At 69.0% G+C, this 18,613-nt stretch carries 16 protein-coding genes; 9 read left to right on the plus strand and 7 right to left on the minus strand.

The window, feature by feature from the left end; genetic code table 11:
* Window positions 1-19 precede the first annotated feature (19 nt).
* The gene (locus BWI15_RS11795) at window positions 20-1,369 is read right to left on the minus strand and encodes an MFS transporter (RefSeq protein WP_077014360.1); all 1,350 of its coding nucleotides are present in this window, start codon (window positions 1,367-1,369) and stop codon (window positions 20-22) included.
* A gap of 82 nt (window positions 1,370-1,451) precedes the next feature.
* Here BWI15_RS11795 and BWI15_RS11800 point away from each other — a divergent pair, with 82 nt between their 5' ends.
* Window positions 1,452-2,018, plus strand: coding sequence for a TetR/AcrR family transcriptional regulator (locus BWI15_RS11800; RefSeq protein ID WP_077014361.1), 567 nt, complete (start codon window positions 1,452-1,454; stop codon window positions 2,016-2,018).
* Between the two features lie 10 nt (window positions 2,019-2,028).
* On the opposite strand, the gene BWI15_RS11805 is transcribed toward BWI15_RS11800, so the two are convergent.
* Together BWI15_RS11805 and BWI15_RS11810 are read right to left on the minus strand one after the other, a co-directional pair.
* Entirely contained in the window at window positions 2,029-3,054 is a 1,026-nt protein-coding gene (locus tag BWI15_RS11805) for an alpha/beta fold hydrolase (protein WP_077014362.1), read from the minus strand.
* 55 nt (window positions 3,055-3,109) lie between these two features.
* Window positions 3,110-3,565, minus strand: a complete 456-nt coding sequence (locus tag BWI15_RS11810) for a hypothetical protein (RefSeq protein ID WP_077014363.1) — start codon at window positions 3,563-3,565, stop codon at window positions 3,110-3,112.
* A 365-nt stretch (window positions 3,566-3,930) separates the two neighbouring features.
* On the opposite strand from BWI15_RS11810, the gene BWI15_RS11815 reads away from it, so the two are divergent.
* Both BWI15_RS11815 and BWI15_RS11820 read left to right on the plus strand, forming a co-directional pair.
* Window positions 3,931-4,377 carry a VOC family protein gene (locus BWI15_RS11815; RefSeq protein WP_077014364.1) on the plus strand — a complete coding sequence of 149 codons (447 nt, stop codon included), beginning with the start codon at window positions 3,931-3,933 and terminating at the stop codon, window positions 4,375-4,377.
* A 244-nt stretch (window positions 4,378-4,621) separates the two neighbouring features.
* Window positions 4,622-7,345 (plus strand): helix-turn-helix transcriptional regulator, encoded by a 2,724-nt coding sequence (locus BWI15_RS11820; protein WP_077014853.1) that lies wholly within the window; start codon window positions 4,622-4,624, stop codon window positions 7,343-7,345.
* Here the strand turns inward: BWI15_RS11820 and BWI15_RS11825 are convergent.
* The 3 genes from BWI15_RS11825 to BWI15_RS11835 form a co-directional block, all read right to left on the minus strand.
* Window positions 7,296-8,780, minus strand: a complete 1,485-nt coding sequence (locus BWI15_RS11825; protein ID WP_077014365.1) for an MFS transporter — start codon at window positions 8,778-8,780, stop codon at window positions 7,296-7,298. The two genes, BWI15_RS11820 and BWI15_RS11825, sit on opposite strands and share 50 nt — an antisense overlap.
* Before the next feature lie 94 nt (window positions 8,781-8,874).
* Window positions 8,875-10,107: an epoxide hydrolase family protein gene (locus BWI15_RS11830; RefSeq protein WP_077014366.1), complete on the minus strand. Its 1,233-nt coding sequence runs from the start codon at window positions 10,105-10,107 to the stop codon at window positions 8,875-8,877.
* Window positions 10,108-10,137: 30 nt separating this feature from the next.
* Window positions 10,138-10,596 carry a nuclear transport factor 2 family protein gene (locus tag BWI15_RS11835; RefSeq protein ID WP_077014367.1) on the minus strand — a complete coding sequence of 153 codons (459 nt, stop codon included), beginning with the start codon at window positions 10,594-10,596 and terminating at the stop codon, window positions 10,138-10,140.
* Between the two features lie 338 nt (window positions 10,597-10,934).
* On the opposite strand from BWI15_RS11835, the gene BWI15_RS11840 reads away from it, so the two are divergent.
* From BWI15_RS11840 to BWI15_RS11855, 4 genes are all read left to right on the plus strand, one after another.
* Window positions 10,935-11,987 carry a class I SAM-dependent methyltransferase gene (locus BWI15_RS11840; protein WP_077014368.1) on the plus strand — a complete coding sequence of 351 codons (1,053 nt, stop codon included), beginning with the start codon at window positions 10,935-10,937 and terminating at the stop codon, window positions 11,985-11,987.
* Between the two features lie 211 nt (window positions 11,988-12,198).
* A complete protein-coding gene (locus BWI15_RS11845) occupies window positions 12,199-13,806 on the plus strand; it encodes a tannase/feruloyl esterase family alpha/beta hydrolase (protein ID WP_077014369.1) in 1,608 nt (535 codons plus the stop codon).
* 242 nt (window positions 13,807-14,048) lie between these two features.
* Window positions 14,049-14,717 carry a DUF4142 domain-containing protein gene (locus tag BWI15_RS11850; RefSeq protein ID WP_083750702.1) on the plus strand — a complete coding sequence of 223 codons (669 nt, stop codon included), beginning with the start codon at window positions 14,049-14,051 and terminating at the stop codon, window positions 14,715-14,717.
* On the plus strand, window positions 14,714-15,385 hold the full coding sequence (locus BWI15_RS11855) for a class F sortase (protein WP_077014371.1): 672 nt from the start codon (window positions 14,714-14,716) through the stop codon (window positions 15,383-15,385). The genes BWI15_RS11850 and BWI15_RS11855 overlap by 4 nt, the downstream gene beginning before the upstream one ends.
* A 113-nt stretch (window positions 15,386-15,498) precedes the next feature.
* Here the strand turns inward: BWI15_RS11855 and BWI15_RS11860 are convergent, their stop codons facing one another.
* Window positions 15,499-16,275, minus strand: a complete 777-nt coding sequence (locus BWI15_RS11860; RefSeq protein ID WP_143465504.1) for an IclR family transcriptional regulator domain-containing protein — start codon at window positions 16,273-16,275, stop codon at window positions 15,499-15,501.
* A gap of 124 nt (window positions 16,276-16,399) precedes the next feature.
* Between BWI15_RS11860 and BWI15_RS11865 the strand changes: the two genes are divergently transcribed.
* Window positions 16,400-16,963 (plus strand): flavin reductase family protein, encoded by a 564-nt coding sequence (locus tag BWI15_RS11865; RefSeq protein ID WP_077014373.1) that lies wholly within the window; start codon window positions 16,400-16,402, stop codon window positions 16,961-16,963.
* A gap of 72 nt (window positions 16,964-17,035) precedes the next feature.
* The gene (locus BWI15_RS11870; RefSeq protein WP_077014374.1) at window positions 17,036-18,604 is read left to right on the plus strand and encodes a 4-hydroxyphenylacetate 3-hydroxylase family protein; all 1,569 of its coding nucleotides are present in this window, start codon (window positions 17,036-17,038) and stop codon (window positions 18,602-18,604) included.
* The last annotated feature ends 9 nt before the right edge of the window (window positions 18,605-18,613 follow it).

Below are 18,613 nucleotides of genomic sequence, written 5' to 3' on the forward strand. Positions count from 1 at the left end.
TTTCAGGTGGGGGTGTGAGTCAGGCCGGCGCCGTGACAGCGGCGGTACGGTCGCGAACGGAGATGGCACCGATGGCGATGACGAGGAAGATCGCGGCGGCGAGCAGCGCGCCGGCCGTCCCGCTGAACGACTGGACCAGCACCAGGACGGCGATGCCGACCGAGGCACCGAGCTGCACCGAAGTCTGGACCAGGCCGGAGGCCGCGCCGGCGAAGTGCGGCTCGACGGTCGACATCACCGTGAGGTTCACTCCGAGGTAGACGACACCGGCTCCCAGACCGGTCAGCGCCATCGCGACGATCAGCAGCGCCGAGATTTCGGCCGTCCGGGCGGCCTCGGCGAGCAGGACCAGACCGACGATCGAGAAGCTCAGGCCAGCGGTCACCAGTCGCCGTACGCCGAATGCGCGCACCAGCCTGCTGGCTGACAACGCGCTCGCCAGCTGAGGCGCCGTGAAGACCAGGAACAGGGCGCCGACTCCCAGTGGAGCCAGACCCAGGCTGCCGCTGAACAGTTGCGAGAGGAAGAACACCACGCCGGTCATCGCACCTGCCTGCAACGCGTTGGCGACATAGGCGCCGACAGCGCTGGGACGGGTGAACAGTGCCGGCGGGATCAACGGTTCAGCCGCGCGCCGTAGCCGGAGGACGAGTCCGGCCAGGCCGACGATCGCGACGGCCAGACTGACGCCGATCGTCACGTCAAAGGTGTGAGCTCCCGCGATCTGCACGAAGGCCAGCACCAGCCCGACGGTGCTCACGGTGGTCAACGTTGCACCGAGCAGGTCGAGACGATGACGCTGGTGAGCGCGCATCGGGGGGACGGCACCGAGGATCAGGGCGAACAGAGCTGCGCCGACCGGGACGTTGAGCCAGAAGATCCACCGCCAACTGAGCCACTGCAGCACCGCGCCGCCGGCGATCATCCCGAGCGACAAGCCGACGCCGAGGACGACGCTGAACCAGCTGAGCGCCTTGGCGCGCGCACGTCCGTCGTACAGATGAGTGATGATCGCCAGCACGGCCGGCGCCGCGAGTGCGCCGCCGACTCCCTGGATCACCCGGGCCGCGATCAGACCCGACGGATTCCAGGCGAACCCGGCGAACGCGGAGGCGATGGTGAAGACAGCGAGCCCGGACAGCATCGCGCGACGTCGGCCGATGACGTCGCCCAGGCGTCCACCGACGATCAGCAGCCCGCCGTACGTGAGCAGGTAGCCGTTGACGACCCAGGACACGGTCGCGGCCGTGAAGCCGAGGTCTGCGCGGATTCCGGTGAGCGCGACGTTCACGATCGCGGTGTTGATCGTGGTGAGCAGCGTGGTGGTGAGGACCACCGGAAGCGTGAGCTTCGAGGGATGAGTGGGCACGAGCCTTCCTAACCGAAGTGGACGGTGCGTCCGGATTTGAATATATGGACGCTCCGTCCACTTGTCAAGGTACGATGGCAGCATGACCACGGATCGCCCGCTTCGCGCGGATGCCCGCCGCAACGCTCTGGCCGTGATCGCGGCTGCCCGCGAGCTGTTCGCCGAAGGAGGGGTGGACGTGCCGATGGAGGAGATCGGCAAAGCCGCCGGCGTCGGCAAGGGGACGTTGTATCGCCATTTCCCGACCCGCGATCACCTGTTCGCTGCGGTCAGCCGTGACCGTTTCGATCGGCTCGCGGCCGAGGCGGAGGCGAGCCTGGCGGAGGCGGGCGATTACCGGGCTGCCTTGATCGCCTGGCTGCGCGACTTCGACCGCAGTGCTCAGCAGTACCGCGGACTCCGGGGCGTGGTGAGTGCGGGGATCGCGGACGAAGGGTCGGCGATCTTCACCGACTGCGCACAGATGAAAGCGCGTGCCGGGAGTCTGCTGGAGCGGGCCCAGGAAGCGCGCCTGATCCGCTCCGACATAGACATCACTGAACTGCTGAGCCTGGTGGCCGCCCTGCCTGACCGATTCCGTGACGCCGACGGCTCGAGCCGGCTGCTGGAGATCGTCATCCGCGGAATCGCGATCGATCCGGGTGACTGACGTGTCGGCGTCAGAGGTGGTCGGCTTCGATGACAGCGGCGGCGAAGTCCGCCGGAGCCTCCTGGGGAAGGTTGTGTCCGACGTCCAGGGTGTGGTGCCGGTACTTGCCGGTGAACATGCTCCGGTACGTCGAGCCGTCCCCCGGGGCGGTGAACGGGTCGCGGGCCGGGTCGAGGGTGACGGTGGGGACCGTGATGAGCGGCTTGGTCTGCAGGACGTTTTCGTAATGGTCGTAACGCCTCTCGCCAGGTACAAGGCCCAGACGCCAGCGGTAATTGCCGATCACGATGGCCGGGTAGTCGGGATTCTCGAACGCGGCTGCGGTTCGTTCGAAGGTGGCGTCGTCGAAGTCCCAGGTGGGTGAGACAACGTCCCAGACCAGCCGCGCCAGGTCGTGCCGGTTCTGCTGGAGGTTCATGGCGAGTTCGCCGCGCTCGGTGGCGAAGTAGTACTGGTACCACCAGGCATACTCGGACTTCGGCGGCAGCGGGGTCTTCTGCGCCTCGAGGTTGGTGATCAGGTATCCGCTCACCGACACCAGTGCCTTGACCCGGTGCGGCCAGAGCGCGGCGATGCAGTCGGCCGTGCGCGAGCCCCAGTCGAAGCCGGCCAGGACGGCCTTCTTGATCCGCAGGGCGTCCATCAAGGCGATGATGTCGAGGGCGAACGTCGACTGCTGGGCATTGCGGGCGGTACCGGCGGACAGGAAGCGGGTCGTACCGTGACCGCGCAGGTAGGGCACGATCACCCGGTAGCCCTCGGCGGCGAGCAGCGGGGCGACGTCGACAAAACTGTGGATGTCGTACGGCCAGCCGTGCAGACAGATGACCACCGGACCGTGCGCGGGGCCGAGTTCGGCGTAGCCGACATTGAGCAGGCCGGCCTTGACCTGCTTGAGGCCGGTGAAGGATTTGCCGGGATTGCCCGGCAAGCCGCTGGGGGCCGCGGCAGCAGCGGGACCCCCGAGCCCGGTCATGGAAACCGCGGCGGCGCCCAGGCCAATGGTTTTGCCGAAGGTGCGTCGGTCGATCGTCATCAGAAACCTTTCGTGAAGTTGGCTGAGTTCGTACTGCGTAGCGCGGCCGGACAGGTCACGCCGGCGACAGCTGGTTGCGCTCCTCGATGACCTTGATCGTGTTCTTGAACGCCTTCTTCAGCACGCCCTGGCCGACGCCTCCGAGCAGCAGCCCGGCGACGCGGCCCTTGAGGTTCTTGCCCTCGCGGACCACCACGACGTCCAGTTGCGTCGTGCCGTCGGGCAAAGGGGTGAAGGTGTAGGTGTGGCCCGATCGGCCGCCCCAGAGGTTGGAGTCGACGGTCGTCAGCCTCACGCGGCCCCGGTCGGACCAGTCGTAGTGCAGTCGTTCCCAGACGCCGCCCGAGCCCTCGGTGACATCTGCCGTGTCGGTGCCCTTCGCGTGCACCACCAGGTAGTCGTCGGAGCTGTTGCCGAACAGTTGCTGGCGGCCCGGGCCGAAGTCGGTGAGGCCGGCCAAGAACTGTTCCGGCGTCGCGCTCGTCTTCTCGGAGAAGTGGATGGTTGTCATGGTGACTCCTGTGTTCTTCGGATCGGTGATGCACCGAGACTGCCCGGCCGGCTGCCCCCGCGGAGCCCGTGCCGAACCCTGGGTCGTCCACGGGCCGAACGCCGTGCCCGGCCTGCGGGACCCCGCGCCGGGCACGGGCCAGGGTTCACCCCTGGAGCGAGGCCAAGGTGGGTGATCGGACGGTTGTCAGGGGGCGCCGAACGGCATCCGCTGAGACGAAGGAGTGACGATGGTGGACGGTCCGCGACGCGTTCTTCTGTGACCAGGGCGGCACCCAGGGTGACTCCCTGGGGTCACGGGTCCTCGCGAACGCGATCGTCGGTGACGGATGCCGGACGGTGTCCGCGAACCGCCGAGGAGGGCGCATGGTGGAGTACAAGCTCGAGGTGCTCGTGCTGCCGGTTGCCGATGTGGACCGGGCCAAGGAGTTCTACCGCCGGATCGGGTTCCGCGAGGACCTCGACCACTGCGACGGGGAGGACTTCCGGGTCGTGCACTTCACCCCGCCCGGGTCGCAGTGCTCGATCGTCTTCGGCACCGGGATCGGGCACGCCGAGCCGGGGGCGGTGGAGAACGTCTGCTTCGTCGTCGGCGACATCGAGCAGGCCCGCGCCGACCTGATCGCGCGCGGCGTCGACGTCAGCGAGATCTTCCACGACCGGGGCGGGGTCTTCCCGCACGCCGGCACCGACCAGCGGGTGCCGGGGCTCTATCCCGGACGCCGGTCGTACGGCTCGTTCGCCGCGTTCAGCGACCCGGACGGCAACAGCTTCCTGCTCCAGGAAGTGGCCGAGCGACTGCCGGGCCGGTAGGCGTCCGCGACCCGGGCACCGCCTCGATCCGCACCGGATCGTGATGCGGACCGTCAAGAATCTCTTCGGTAGGATGGTCGGGTCCCTGCTCGGCATGGTTGCCAAGGGCCCGCTCGACAAGGCGCTGGGCCACACGATCGAGGCGATCAAGACCCGCGGCGCCGGCCGCCTCGACGCGTGAGCACAGGGTCGTTGTCCGCACAACCGAGGCCCCCGCCGCACAGCGGGCCGGGAGGTCACCGTGGTGAAGAGCGAGAGTCCGGTACTGCGGGGCCGGCGGCAGGAGTGCGCGGCGCTCGACGACGTGCTCCGCGACCTGCGAGCCGGGCAGAGCCGAGTGCTGGTGCTGCGCGGCGAAGCGGGCGCCGGCAAGACGGCGCTGCTGGACTACCTGGCCGACGCCGCGCCGGCCGGCCGGACGACCCGCGCCGCCGGCGTGGAGCCGGAGGCGGAGATCGCGTACTCGGCGCTGCAGCAGCTCTGCTCTCCGTTGCTGGCCCACCTCGACCGGTTGCCGCAACCGCAGCGGGACGCCCTGAGTACGGCGTTCGGGATGAGCCCCGGGCAACCACCCGAACCACTGGTGCTCGGGATGGCGGTGCTCGGGCTGCTGGCCGAGGCGGCGGCCGGCGAACCGCTGATCTGCATAGTCGACGACGTGCAGTGGATGGACCGGGCGTCCGAAGTCATCCTCACCTTCGTCGCCCGCCGACTGCACGCCGAGTCGGTCGCGCTGGTGCTGGCCGCCCGTACTCCCGGTGACGAGCAGCTGTTCGGTGGCCTGCCCGAGCTGCGGATCGAGGGCCTGCCCGAGGCCGAGGCGCGGGCGCTGCTCGAGTCCGTTCTGCCGGGACCGATCGAGGACCGGGTCCGGGAGCGGATCGTCGCCGAGACCCGGGGGAACCCGCTCGCTCTGCTCGAGCTGCCCCGCGGCCTGTCCGCGACGGAACTGGCCTTCGGGTTCGGGCTGCCTGGATCGGCTCCGTTGGCCGGCCGCCTGGAGGAGAGCTTTCGGCGACGGATCGCGGAACTGCCGTCCGGGAGCCGCCTGGTGCTGCTCACCGCGGCTGTCGAGCCGGTCGGTGACCTGCCGCTGCTGTGGCGCGCTCTCGACGTACTCGGCGTCGGTCCGGAGGCGGCCGGAGCCGTCGAGGACGCGCGGCTGGTCGAGTTCGGGGCCACGGTCCGCTTCCGGCACCCGCTGGTGCGTTCGGCGAGCTGGCGTGCTGCTGATGCCGCCGAGCTGCGCGCGGTGCACGGTGCTCTCGCCGCGGTGACCGACCCGGTGCACGACCCCGACCGTCGTGCCTGGCACCGGGCGCATGCCGCGGTCGGGCCGGACGCGCTGGTCGCCGCCGAGCTGGAGCAGTCGGCCGACCGGGCACTGGCCCGGGGTGGCCGGGCCGCGGCCGCGGCCTTCCTGCAGCGCGCCGCCGAGCTCACGCCCGATTCGAAGCAGCGCGCTGGACGGGCGCTGGCGGCGGCGCGCGCTCAGCTGGTCTCGGGTGCCCCCGAACTGGTCCTCGAGCTGTTGGCCGCCGCCGAGCTGGGCCCGCTCGACCCGCCACAGCGGGCCGAGGCCGACCGGCTCAGAGCCCACTTGGCCTTCGCCCGCAACGACGGGCGGGACGCCGCTCCTGCACTGCTCGAGGTCGCTCGCCGGCTCGAGGACCTCGACCCTGGCGCCGCCCGGCAGACCTACCTGGAGGCGATGGGTTCGGCGCTCAACGCCGGTGAGGCCGGCGCCCCCGACCTGCGCCACGCCGCGCAGGCCGCCGGTGCGCTGCCGATGGGCGAGGACGTCACCAGTTTGCTGCTGCAGGGATTCGTCGCGCGCACCGTGGACGGGTACGCCGCCTCCGTGCCGTGGTTCGCCCGGGCGCTGGCGATGCCGGCCGAGGAACGCGATCTGGCTCAGCTGTGGCTCGCGGTGCCGGTGGCGTTCGAGGTGTTCGACGACGCAGCGCTGCATCGCCTCACCGAGCACGCGGTGCGCTCCGCGCGCGCGACCGGCACGCTGGCGGTCCTGCCGTCGGCGTTGTTCTTCCGCGCCGGTGCGCTGATGTTCGCCGGCCGGTTCGCCGACGCCTCGGACATGTTCGAGGAGGCCGACGCGCTCGGGCAGACGACCGGGCTCGCACCGCATCCGTCCGCCGCGCTGGCCCTGTTCGCCCTGCAGGGCAAGGAAGATTTGGTGCACGCCAGGGTGACTGCTATGACGACAGGTGCCGAGGTGGGGGACGCCCGCCGGCTGCTGAGCAACGCGGCGTACGGCCGAGCGGTGTTGCACAACGGGCTCGGCAACTACGCGGCGGCCGCGTCGGCGGCTCGCACCGCGGTCGAGCACGAGAACATCGGGTTGTCGATGCTGGCGGTTCCCGAGTTGGTCGAAGCTGCGGCGCGCAGCGGCAACACCGCGCTGGCTGAGTGGGCCCGGGCACACCTCGAGGAGCGGACCCGCGCAGCCGGTACGCCGTGGGCGCTCGGCGTACAGGCCTTGGCCGACGCACTGGCCGGGCCCGCCGAGCAGGCCGACGAGCGGTACCGGGAGGCGATCGCGCATCTGGGCACCGGCCGGCTCGCACTCCTGCAGGCCCGTGCGCGCCTGCTGCACGGCGAGTTCTTGCGTCGGGACAATCGCAGAGGAGCGGCTCGCGAGGCTCTTCGGATGGCGCACGAGGCGCTGGTCGCGATGGGTGCTGACGGGTTCGCCGAGCGGGCCGGCCGCGAGCTGGTGGCCACCGGGGAGACGGTGCGCCGGCGGGCGCCCGGCCTGCCGGGGGACCTGACCTCACAGGAAACTCAGATCGCGCGGCTCGCGGTCGCGGGCCGGTCCAATCCCGAGATCGGGGCGACGCTGTTCCTGAGTCCCCGCACCGTTGAGTGGCACCTGCGCAAGGTGTTCATGAAACTGGGCATCACGTCCCGGCGGGAGTTGGGCGCGGTTCTGCTGCAGCAGCCGCGGTGACCTCGTCGCGCTGAGCACGAGTCAGGCGGGCGTTGACCAGCAGCCCGGCGACCACGGCAGCCGCGACCAGGAAGCCGGCCGCCCAGACGTAGGCGGTCCGGAAGCCGTACACCAGCCCCGCGTTCTGTGCGGCGGACTCGTGCTCTACGAGGTACGCGACCGTGGCGCTCGTCGCGATCGTGTTGAGCAACGCGATGCCGATGGACCCACCGACCTGCTGGGAGATGTTGATCATCGCGGAGGCCACGCCGGCGTCCTGCGGGCCGACGCCGTACGTCGCGAGGCTGCTGGCCGGCAGCAGGGCGGCGCCGATCCCCAGACCCAGGCCGGTCTGGCTGAGCAGCACCAAGGGAAAGAACGCTGTGCCGGTGCCGAGCATCACCATCAGGAGCACCGACGCGGCGGCGACGAGATAGCCGCCGACCATCACGGCCCGGGAGGACAGACGCGTCATCAGCCATGTGCCCAGCACGGAAGCACCGATGACCTGGGCGACAGCCAATGGCAGGAAAGCGACTCCGGTCAGGGCTGGTGAGTACCCCTTGACCACCTGCAGGTAGTAGGTCAGGAACAGCGTGACGGCGAAAAGGCTCAGCAGACCCAGCAGGGCGGACAGGTAGGCGCCGCCCCGGTTGCGTTCGGTCAGGATGCGCAGTGGTAGCAGGGGTTCGCGGGCGCGGGCCTGGACGAGGACGAAGACCGCCAGGAACACGAGGCCGGCGGCGATCGACCCGAGTGTCAGGGCACTACCCCACCCGTGGCTGTCGGCCAGCGTGAATCCGTAGACCAAGGCGACCAGGCCGACGGTCGCGAACACCGTGCCGGGAAGATCCAGCCGGGTGCGGTGCTCGCGGTCGGCGTCCCTCGGCAGGAACAGCACCGAGCCGACGAGCGGCACGAGGCCGAGCGGGACGTTGACGAACAACGCCCACCGCCAGCTGAAGTACTCGGTCAGCAGACCGCCCAGCAGGAGTCCGATCGCACCTCCGGACGTGGTGATCGCCGCGAAGACACCGAAGGCCTTGGCCCGGGCCTTGCCGTCCGGGAACGCCAGCGAGATCAGCGACAACGCGGCCGGTGCGAGCAGCGCACCGGAAACGCCCTGCAGGGCCCGCGCGGTCAGCAGGATCGCAGTGTTCGGTGCGGCCCCTCCCAGAGCGGAGGACAGGATCAGGCCCGCGAGCCCGATCAGGAAAACGCGCTTGCGGCCGAACAGGTCACCGAGGCGGCCACCGAGCAGCAGCAGGCCACCGAAGATCAGCGTGTACGACGTGAGGACCCACTGCCGGCCGCCGTCGGAGATGTGCAGGTCCTGCTGAGCGGAAGGCAGTGCGACGTTGAGAATGGCCCCGTTGAAGACCAGTAGCAGCTGGGCCGTCGAGATGAAGATCAGCGCGAGAGAACGGTGGCCGGTGGAAGCGGAGTGAGCGGGCATGAGTGGTCCTACTTTTCGGGACAGGCGGCGTCGTCCGGACAGCCGGCGCCGGGTCCTCGCGGTCGAGCGCGGACCCGGCGGGTGCCGGAGCGGATCAGCGCAGCGGGCGGAAGGTGTTGCGCAGATCGCCGATCCACGCCTCAGGGTTCTCGTACGGGCCGAAGTGACCGCCGTCGGAGTGTGCGTTGACGTTCACCGCGTTGAACGCGGAGCGGGTCGGTCCGTTCTCGAACGCCGCGATCCGCTCCGCGGGGGTCCGCACCCCGGGCGGGAAGGTGTCGCCGACCAGGAAGGTGAAACCGGCCGGCACTTCGATCAGCGGCTGGCGGTCGTGCGACGGCTGCCAGGGGTGACGTACCGAGTTGCGGTAGACCCGGATCGACGAGCCCAGCGCCTGGTTGACCCAGTAGACCGTGGCGGCACCCAGGATCGCGTCGCGCGGGAAGACCTTCTCGAAGTCGCCCCACCGGTCGCTCCAGGTCTTCCACTTGCGCACCAGCCAGGCGAGCATTCCGGCGGGACTGTCGTTGAACCCGTGGGTGATCGACTGCGCGTCCAGCATGTGTACGGCGACGTGCGAGACCAGGGTCTCGTTCATGTGCAGCACGTCGTCGCGCAGCCGGCCCGGCTCAGTCGGGACCGCGGCACCTCCGGTGAGATCCCAGAACCGGTCGTTCTGGAAGATCCCGGGGGTCATCTCGTGGCCCAGGTGCACGCCGTACAGGTTCTTGGCGTACTTGTGGCCCAGCTGCGTCGTGACCAGCGCGCCGTAGTCGGCGCCGCCGACGGCGAACTTCTCGTAGCCCAGGACGTCGGTCATCAGCTCGTGGAAGAGGTCGGCCATCTTCCAGTAGTTCAGGTCACCACGGCCCACCGGCGTGGAGTGGGCGAAGCCCGGCAGATCGGCGACGACGACATCGAACGCGTCGGCGGGGTCGCCGCCGTAGGCCGCGGGGTCGGTCAGCGGACCGATCATCGCGTGATAGGACTGCGGCGGCCAGGGCCAGCCGTGCAGCAGGAGCAGCGGGACCGGGTTCGGGCCCTTGCCGGGTTCGTGGATGAACTGGATCGGGGTGCCGCCGAGCTCGACGCGGTAGCGGGCGAAGGAGTTGAACTCCTTCTCGACCGCGCGCCAGTCGAAGTCGGTGGCCCAGTACTCAACCAGGGGCTTGAGGTAGGCCGTACTGAGGCCGTAGTACTCGTCCTCGTTGTCCAGGTCCTGCGCGAACCGCGTCGCCTTCAGGCGGTTCCGCAGGTCGTCGAGCACGTCCTGGGCGACGTCGATGGTGAACGGCTCGGGCCGGCGGTTCGGGGTGGTCTCGGTCATGACGGTGTGCCTTTCGGATCAGCTGTGGGATCAGTAGGTGAAATCGAGCTTCAAGCGGGTCTGGACGAGCTCGGCGATGGACCACGAGCCGCCGGCCCGCACGAAGTGGGCGTGGTAGTGCCCGTAGCCGTGCAGGGTCTTGAACGGCAGGTCCGCCGGGGGCTCGCTGTCGTCGGACCGGAAGATCAGGTCCTCCATCGCGAACACGCCGCGGGCCGAATCGGCTGTCTTCACGTCGATCTGGTCGGAGAACAGGTGATGAATCAGTACGTCGTCCGGCCGGTTGCCGGCCCCGAGGGTGGCGGCGATGTGGTCGCGGCCCGCCATCCGCAGCAGCACCGAGCCGTCCGGCTTGTACGGCGTGAACGTGCCGTCCGGCGTGAAGAGATCGGCCAGGTCCTGCCACTGGTGATGGTCGGCGTGCCGAACGTAGTCGGCCATCAGCCGTCGGGTGTCCTCGACGATCTCCAGGCGCTCAACGATGTCCATGGGGAGTCCTTCTTGTCTGGCGACGCAGGAGCGCGTCGTACGAGAAGAGTCACCGGCACCTGACGGGCGGCGAGCCAGGGTGACTCCCTGGCCGGATGCCCGGGGTGGCCCCCAGCGCCCCGGGACGGCACCGGCCTCCAGCTGGCGGAGTAATTGCGGAGGGCAACCATGGCCGAATCTCGTCAAAACTTCACAACCCAGTCGAGGCTGGGCATATCGTCCTACCAGAGGTGATGAACAGTCGCCGGTCCGGCAGCGCTCAACGCGCGTATCCGGAAGGTCAGCTGGCGCTTACCGCTGCGGCTGGTCCCAAGCCGCCGTACTTCACAGGAGTAGAGATGGATGAACAACGCCTTCAACAGTTTCTGGGGCAGGTGGTTGTCGACAGCGCAGCGGCGTTCGCCGGGTTGTCGACTTCGATCGGAGCTCGCCTCGGGCTGTACGAGGCGATGGCTGGCGCAGGGCCGTTGAGCTCCTCGGAGCTGGCCGAGCGCACCAACCTCGCCGAGGTTTATGTCAGGGAATGGCTTGCGTTGCAAGTAGCCAGCCAGTACGTCGACTACCGGCCGAGCGACGGCAGCTATGAGTTGCCAGACGAACACGCGGCGGTGCTCGCGGACCGGGACTCGCCGGCCTACGCCGTGGGGTCGTTCCTGATGCTGAAGTCGTTGTACGAGACCGAGGACGAACTGGTCGAGGCGTTCCGGACGGGTCGAGGGGTCGGGTGGGGCGCCCACGGACCCGGCCTTTTCGAAGGCGTCGCAACGTTCTTCGAGCCTGGATACGCCGCATCGCTGGTCCAGGAGTGGTTGCCGGCGCTCAACGGCGTGGTGGACAAGCTCGAGCGGGGCGCAAGCGTGGCGGACGTGGGATGCGGCTACGGATCCTCGACGCTGTTGATGGCACAGGCTTATCCCAACTCCCGCTTTCACGGCTTCGACTTCCACGCGCCGTCCATCGATCAGGCACGAAAGAACGCAGCCGATGCCGGCCTCAGCGAGCGAGTGACCTTCGAAGTGGCGTCCGCCCAGGACTTCCCGGGTGGCAACTACGACCTGATCACCTACTTCGACTGCCTGCACGATCTCGGAGATCCCACAGCAGCTTTCGCGCGCGCCGAGCAGGCGCTCGCGACCGACGGCAGCTGTTTGGTGGTCGAGCCGAACGCATCGTCCCAACCCGAGAAAAACATCAATCCGGTCGGCCGCGCGTACACGGCCACGTCAGTGGTCCTGTGTCTGCCGACTGCTCTGGCTCAGAACGGTCCCGTCGCACTGGGCAACCACGCCGGCCCAGACGCACTCCGCACACTCGCCGCAGACGCCGGCCTCCACGACTGGCGCCTGGCCACCGAAACCATCACCAACCGCATCTACCAAGTGAAGCGATGAGACCTCGGTGACGTCGGCCCGGTCCGCACACATGTTGGGTGACACCTCAACGCTGCCCGAAGCAAGGACTCCGGCGAGCCAGTGCCGAATCCTGGTGTCTCACGCTGGGCCCTGGGCCAGTCCCGTCATGGCGCTGGACTCTCCGCCAGGGTGCTGCCCCAGTGGTCGACCCTGGGGTCAAACCGATCACTGCCAGGTCAGCATTGGCGGCATGAAGCGACCCCTGATGATCTTCTTGGCTGCGGCGGTCCCAGTCGCCGCCGTCATCCTGCCCGCGGCGTCCAACGCCGCCACCAGCGACAGCGGCACGACCGCGACCGCCTGCGCCCCCCTTCCCCTCTCCGCGCCGTCCGGCACCACGGTGGTGTCGGTCACCGCGGAGACCAGGGCCGGAGGCACCTTCACCTTTCCCTCCGCCTTTCCGCCCGTCGCGCCGATCACCGACGTACCGGCCTGGTGCGATCTGAAGGTCGTCGTCACCCACCCCGGAGTCAACGACACGGTCAACCTGCGCATCGCGCTCCCCCAGGACCCGATCAACTGGAACGGACGCTTCCAAGCCACCGGCGGCAGCGCCTACTCCGCCGGTGACGTCAGTGACCGCAGCCTGCCGCTGATCAGCGCCGTCAAGGGCGGGTACGTCGGCGCAGCCACCGACGCCGGGGTCAAGACCAGCCAGGACGCCAGCTGGGCGCTCACCGCCGACGGCGAGATCAACGCCGGGCTGCTGACCAACTTCGCCTCCCGCTCGGTGCACGACATGGCGGTCATCGGCAAGGACGCGACCGCCAAGTTCTACCAGCGCGCCGCGAGCTACTCGTACTTCACCGGCTGCTCAACCGGCGGCCGCCAGGGCTACGCCGAGGCCCAGCAGTACCCCAACGACTTCCAAGGCATCCTGGCGAATGCGCCGGCGATCGACTGGAACCGGTTCGAGATCGCCACCTTGTGGTCGCAGGCGGTCTTCAACGAGGAGAAGGTCGCGCCCACCAAGTGCGAACTGGACGCTTTCAACACCGCCGCGGTCGCTGCCTGCGACACCCTCGACCGCGTCAAGGACGGCGTGATCGACAATCCGCGGGATTGCGCGTTCGACGCCCGCCGCCTGATCGGCCACAAGGTCCTGTGCGACGGCCAGGAACTCACCATCACCAAGGCGCTCGCCGTCGCCGTCAACAAGCTGTGGGCCGGCCCGACCACTCCGTCGGGCAAGAAGCTGTGGTACGGGCAGAACAAGGGCTCGATCTTCGACTACATCGCGGCGGCCGGCAAGCCGTTCAAGGTGCCTGAGCTCTGGGCCCAGTACTTCGTGACGAAGAACCCGGCGTTCGACGCGACCAAGCTGACCTACCAGTCGTTCGAGCAGCTGTTCAACTCCGCGACCAGCCAGTACGACGCTGTCATCGCCCACAACAACCCGAACCTGTCGAAGTTCGCCAGGGCAGGCGGCAAGCTGCTGACCTGGCACGGCCAGTCCGACCAGCTCATCCCGACCCAAGGAACCGTCCACTACCGCAAGCGCGTCGACGCCCTCTTCGGCGGCACGAAGCGCGTCGACGACTTCTACCGCGTGTTCCTGCTGCCCGGCGTGGACCACTGCGGGACCAAGTTCTTCAGCACCGGCCCTCTGATCAACTCCGGCGCCGACCTCAACGCCCTGGTCAACTGGGTGGAGAAGGGGCAGGCCCCGAACACCCTGCCGGCGACCTCGGCGGACGGTAGCGCCACCCGGGACATCTGCCGCTACCCGATGGTGACCCGCTACACCGGCCACGGCGACACCAAGTCGGCAACAAACTACCGCTGCGTCACCCCCTGATCCATCCACTACATCGCGGCGGCCAAGGACCACGGTCCAGGGCCGCCGCGCGACACTCACTTCAAGCAGGCATTGGGGCTGATCACAGGCACAACCTGGTGATCATCAGCCTGGGCACTAGCAGCGCGGTCAGCGGCTCGAAGGAGTAGCTCCGCGCCCCGTCCTCTCCCCGAACTTGTGCGCACGTGTGCAGCCGATTCGGCGGGGTACCCCGGGCCCCCCGAGAACGAGGAGAGATTCGGATGAGACGGATGATGCGACGGGTGGCGGCCGGTGCCGTCGCGGCAGCGGTGGTCGTGCTGGGTGGAACGGCGTCCGCGCATGCGGCCGCCGGCGCTTTGTCGGAGCAGGACCGCGTGTTCCTGCGTGGCGCTCACCAGTCGAACCTGGCCGAGATCGCGACCGGCAAGCTGGCCCAGTCCAAGGGCAGCAGCGCCGAGGTCAAAGAGCTGGGCGCACTGCTGATCGCCGACCACACCAAGCTCGACGCCTCGCTGCGCAAGGTCGCCGCCGCGGCGAACGTCTCGTTGCCGCAGCAGCCGAACGCGGAGCAGAGGGCGCTGCAGGCGAAGTTGCAGGCGGCGAGTGGCGACGAATTCGACGCGATGTTCGTCGCCGGGCAGTTGGAGGGCCACGCGAAGGCGATGGCTCTGGGTGAGAAGGAGATCAGCGCCGGCAGCGAGCCTGCGGTGGTCAACGCCGCGAAGGCGTCGGCGCCGGTGATCGCTTCGCACCACGAGAAGTTCATGGCAGCGGCCAGAAGCCTGGGGCTGCCGGACAGCGTCGACTCCGGTACGTCGGGCGTCGCCGCCGCGGGCGACAACATGGTGGCGGCCGGGCTGGTCGGTCTTGGCGGCCTGCTGGTCCTGAGCGGTGCCGTCGTCGCACTCCGGAGACAACCCGCCCGGTGAGCCGCAGAACAGCGAGCGCAGTCCTGGTCACCGCCGGCGCGATGCTGGCGGCGACCGGGGCTGCGTCGTTCCACGACTCGGTTCCGGACTCCTTCGGCCAGGTCCAGCAAGCGCACGTCCCGCAGGCCCCGGACTCCGAACCCCTGAACCCCCAGAGCCAGGCACCTCGAGCACCTCGTCAGCAACCGCCATCAAGGCCTCCCGCCCCACACCGGCCCCAAAACTCCGCGCGGCAATTCCCGACCCACCTCAGCATTCCCAGCCTCGACGCCGACGCCCCCGTCGTACCGACCGCTGTGTCCCGCGACCACCGCCTCCTGCTTCCCGATCCCAGCCGGCTCGGCTGGTGGGCCGGCGGCGCCACCCCCGGCGCGAACTCCGGCACGACCGTGCTCGCCGGCCACGTCGACACCCCGGACGGCGACCAGGGCGCCCTGTACGCCCTGTCAGCGATCCGCCCCGACGCGAAGGTGCTCGTCCGCACCCCGACCGGCGTCCGCACCTACCGGGTGATTGCCCTGCGCACCTATCCCCGCCAACACCTGCCACCCGAGGTGTTCCGCCGCGACGGTCCGCACCGCCTCGTCCTGATCACCTGCGGCGGCACCTACTCCCCGACCACGGGGTACGCGCGCAATGTCGTCGCCTACGCGATCCCTGATCGCTGACCGGCTGAGGAGGTCACGAATCTGATGCTAAAGGCAACCATCGATCGCAGGATGCCGAGCGCAGCCGATCTCCGCTTCGATGAGTCGGATCCGCTTCGGCACCGGCACTGACGTCAGACCGCGGGCCGGTATCCGAGTTCGGCGCTGACGCCTGCCGCGGCCTCGAGAAGCAGCGGAACCGTCTCGGTCCGGAGCTTGTCCGGGACGAGGCGTCCGGCCGAGGTGGACGTGGCCAGCGCGGCAACGACCGCGCCCGTCCGGTCCCTGACCGGCGCGGACGCCGAGATCAGACCCTCTTCGAGCTCGCCGTCGACGATGCACCAGCCCTGCTCACGAACCTGCGCCAGCAACGCCCGCAGCTTCGCCGGATCCGTCACCGTCGCCGCGGTGCGCGGCCGGAGGTCCGCCTCTTCGAGGAACCGGCTGATCCGCTCCGGGCCGGCGTACGCGAGCAGTACCCGGCCCATCGACGTGGCGTGGGCGGGCACCCGGGTCCCGACAGCGACGTTGATGCTCATGATCCGCCGGACCGGGACGCGGGCGACGTACACGACGTCGTGACCGTCCAGCTCGGCCATCGAAGCGGACTCCGCGGTGCGCTCGGCCAGCCGCAGCAGGTACGGATGGGCGAGCTCGATCATCGCCTTCGTCGCGGTGTAGTGCTGACCGATGCTCAGGACTCGCGGCGTCAGGGACCAGCGCGTGCCCTCATTGGTCACGTAACCGAGCCGCTGCAACGTCAGCAGCAGTCGGCGGACAGCCGGGCGTGACAAACCGGTCGCCGCCGCCAGTTCCGCCAGCGTCGGGTTGGTCAGCTCCTGGTCGAACGCCAGCAGCACTGCGAAGCCGCGCTCGAGGCTTTGCACGTAGTCGCGCTCGTTGCCCTCCACCGTCACACCCCTATCACTTTCCGTCGCGTGAACCCTTGACCGGGCGCACGGCGTGAGGCACTCTCGATCTCATTGACCGCACAGCGTGCATCTTGTACGCAGAGCGTACCTCAGGAGGTCCGAGATGGCCATTCCGCCCCGAGAACTTCGCACCGCCTTCGGCCGCTTCGCCACCGGCGTCACCGTGGTGACCTGCCGGACCAAGAGCGGCGCGCCGCACGGCGCCACGGTCAACGCGTTCACGGCGGTTTCGCTGGAGCCGGCCCTCTGCCAGGTGACCCTGACCCGGGAGTCGAAGGCGTGCGGGTACCTGAACGGCTCGTCGTTCGCAGTGAACGTGCTGGGCACCGGCCAGGTCGACACCGCGTGGCACTTCGCCGGCCGGCCGAGCGACCCCGGGCCGCAGTGGGCCGACGGTCCGACCGCGCCCGTACTGGTCGGCGCCGCCGCCGTCTACTCCTGCCGCCCCTGGCGGACCTACGACGGCGGCGACCATCTGATCGTGGTCGGCGAGGTCGAACACGTCCACGTCACCGACGACGAACCGTTGCTGTTCTACTCCGGCGCCTTTCGCCACCTCGGCGCCCGCGAGACCGGTGTCCACTGGGGCGGTTCGCTCGACTGCCCCGACTCCGGCTGGTTCAACGCCTCCACCGTCTTCACCCCGCTCCGTCCGCACGCCGCCTGATCAACAGGCCTCCGCAGCCGGTGCCGCCGGGCCAACCGGGCCCTGACCATCGCAGCACAAGAAGGGCAGACCATGACGATTCAGCAGGACCGTACGCCGCAGTCCACCCCGACCGCGACGGCCCCCATGACCGGGGACGAGTACATCGCGTCGATCCAGGACGGCCGGGAGGTGTGGATCTACGGCGAACGGGTCGCCGACGTCACCACCCACCCCGCGTTCCGCAACCCGGTCCGGATGACCGCCCGCCTGTACGACGCGCTGCACGATCCGGCCGTCAAGGACAAGCTCACCGTGCCGACCGACACCGGCAGCGGCGGGGTGACCCATCCGTTCTTCCGCAGCCCGCACTCGGTCGACGATCTGCTCGCCGACCGCACGGCCATCCAGACCTGGGCCCGGATGACGTACGGCTGGATGGGCCGCTCCCCCGACTACAAGGCCAGCTTCCTCGGCACGCTCGGCGCGAACTCGGAGTTCTACGCGCCGTTCGAGGACAACGCCCGCCGCTGGTACACCGAGTCGCAGGAGAAGGTCCTGTACTGGAACCACGCGATCATCAACCCGCCGGTCGACCGCAACCTGCCGCCGGACGAGGTCGGTGACGTGTTCATGAAGGTGGAGAAGGAGACCGACGCCGGCTTGATCGTGTCCGGTGCGAAGGTCGTCGCCACCGGCTCGGCGATCACGAACTACAACTTCATCGCGCACTACGGCCTGCCGATCAAGAAGAAGGAGTTCGCTCTGATCTGCACGGTCCCGATGGATGCTCCGGGCATCAAGCTGATCTGCCGCACGTCGTACACCCAGCAGGCCGCCGTGATGGGCAGTCCGTTCGACTATCCGCTGTCGTCGCGGATGGACGAGAACGACACCATCTTCGTCTTCGACAAGGTGCTGGTGCCGTGGGAGAACGTCTTCCTGTACGGCGACATCGAGAAGATCAACGGCTTCTTCCCGGTGTCCGGCTTCATCCCGCGGTTCACCTTCCACGGCTGCATCCGGCTGGCCACCAAGATCGACTTCATCGCCGGTCTGTTGCTCAAGGCACTCGAAATGACCGGCAGCAAGGACTTCCGCGGAGTCCAGACCCGGGTCGGCGAGGTGATCGGCTGGCGCAACACCTTCTACGCCCTGGCCGACGCGATGGCCCGCAACCCCGACGAGTGGACCGGTGGGGCGCTGCTGCCCAAGCTGGACTACGGCCTGACCTATCGCATGCTGATGATCCAGGCCTACCCGCGGATCAAGGAGATCATCGAGTCCGACGTCGCCAGCGGGCTGATCTACCTGAACTCCCACTCGATCGACTTCAAGACGCCCGAGGTCCGGCCGTACCTGGACAAGTACGTCCGCGGCTCCAACGGGTACGACGCGGTCGACCGGGTGAAGGTGATGAAGGCGTTGTGGGACGCGGTCGGGTCGGAGTTCGGCGGCCGGCACGAGCTGTACGAGCGCAACTACTCCGGCAACCACGAGAACGTGAAGGCCGAGCTGCTCTTCGCGGCCGACGCCCAGGGCACCACGGCGGCGATGAAGGGCTTCGCCGACCAGTGCCTGGCGGAGTACGACCTGGACGGCTGGACCGTACCGGACCTGATCGGCAACGACGACGTCTCCTTCCTGCGCCACCGCTCCTGAGCCCCTCGA

Source organism: Kribbella sp. ALI-6-A, assembly GCF_001984195.1.
Taxonomy (GTDB): domain Bacteria; phylum Actinomycetota; class Actinomycetes; order Propionibacteriales; family Kribbellaceae; genus Kribbella.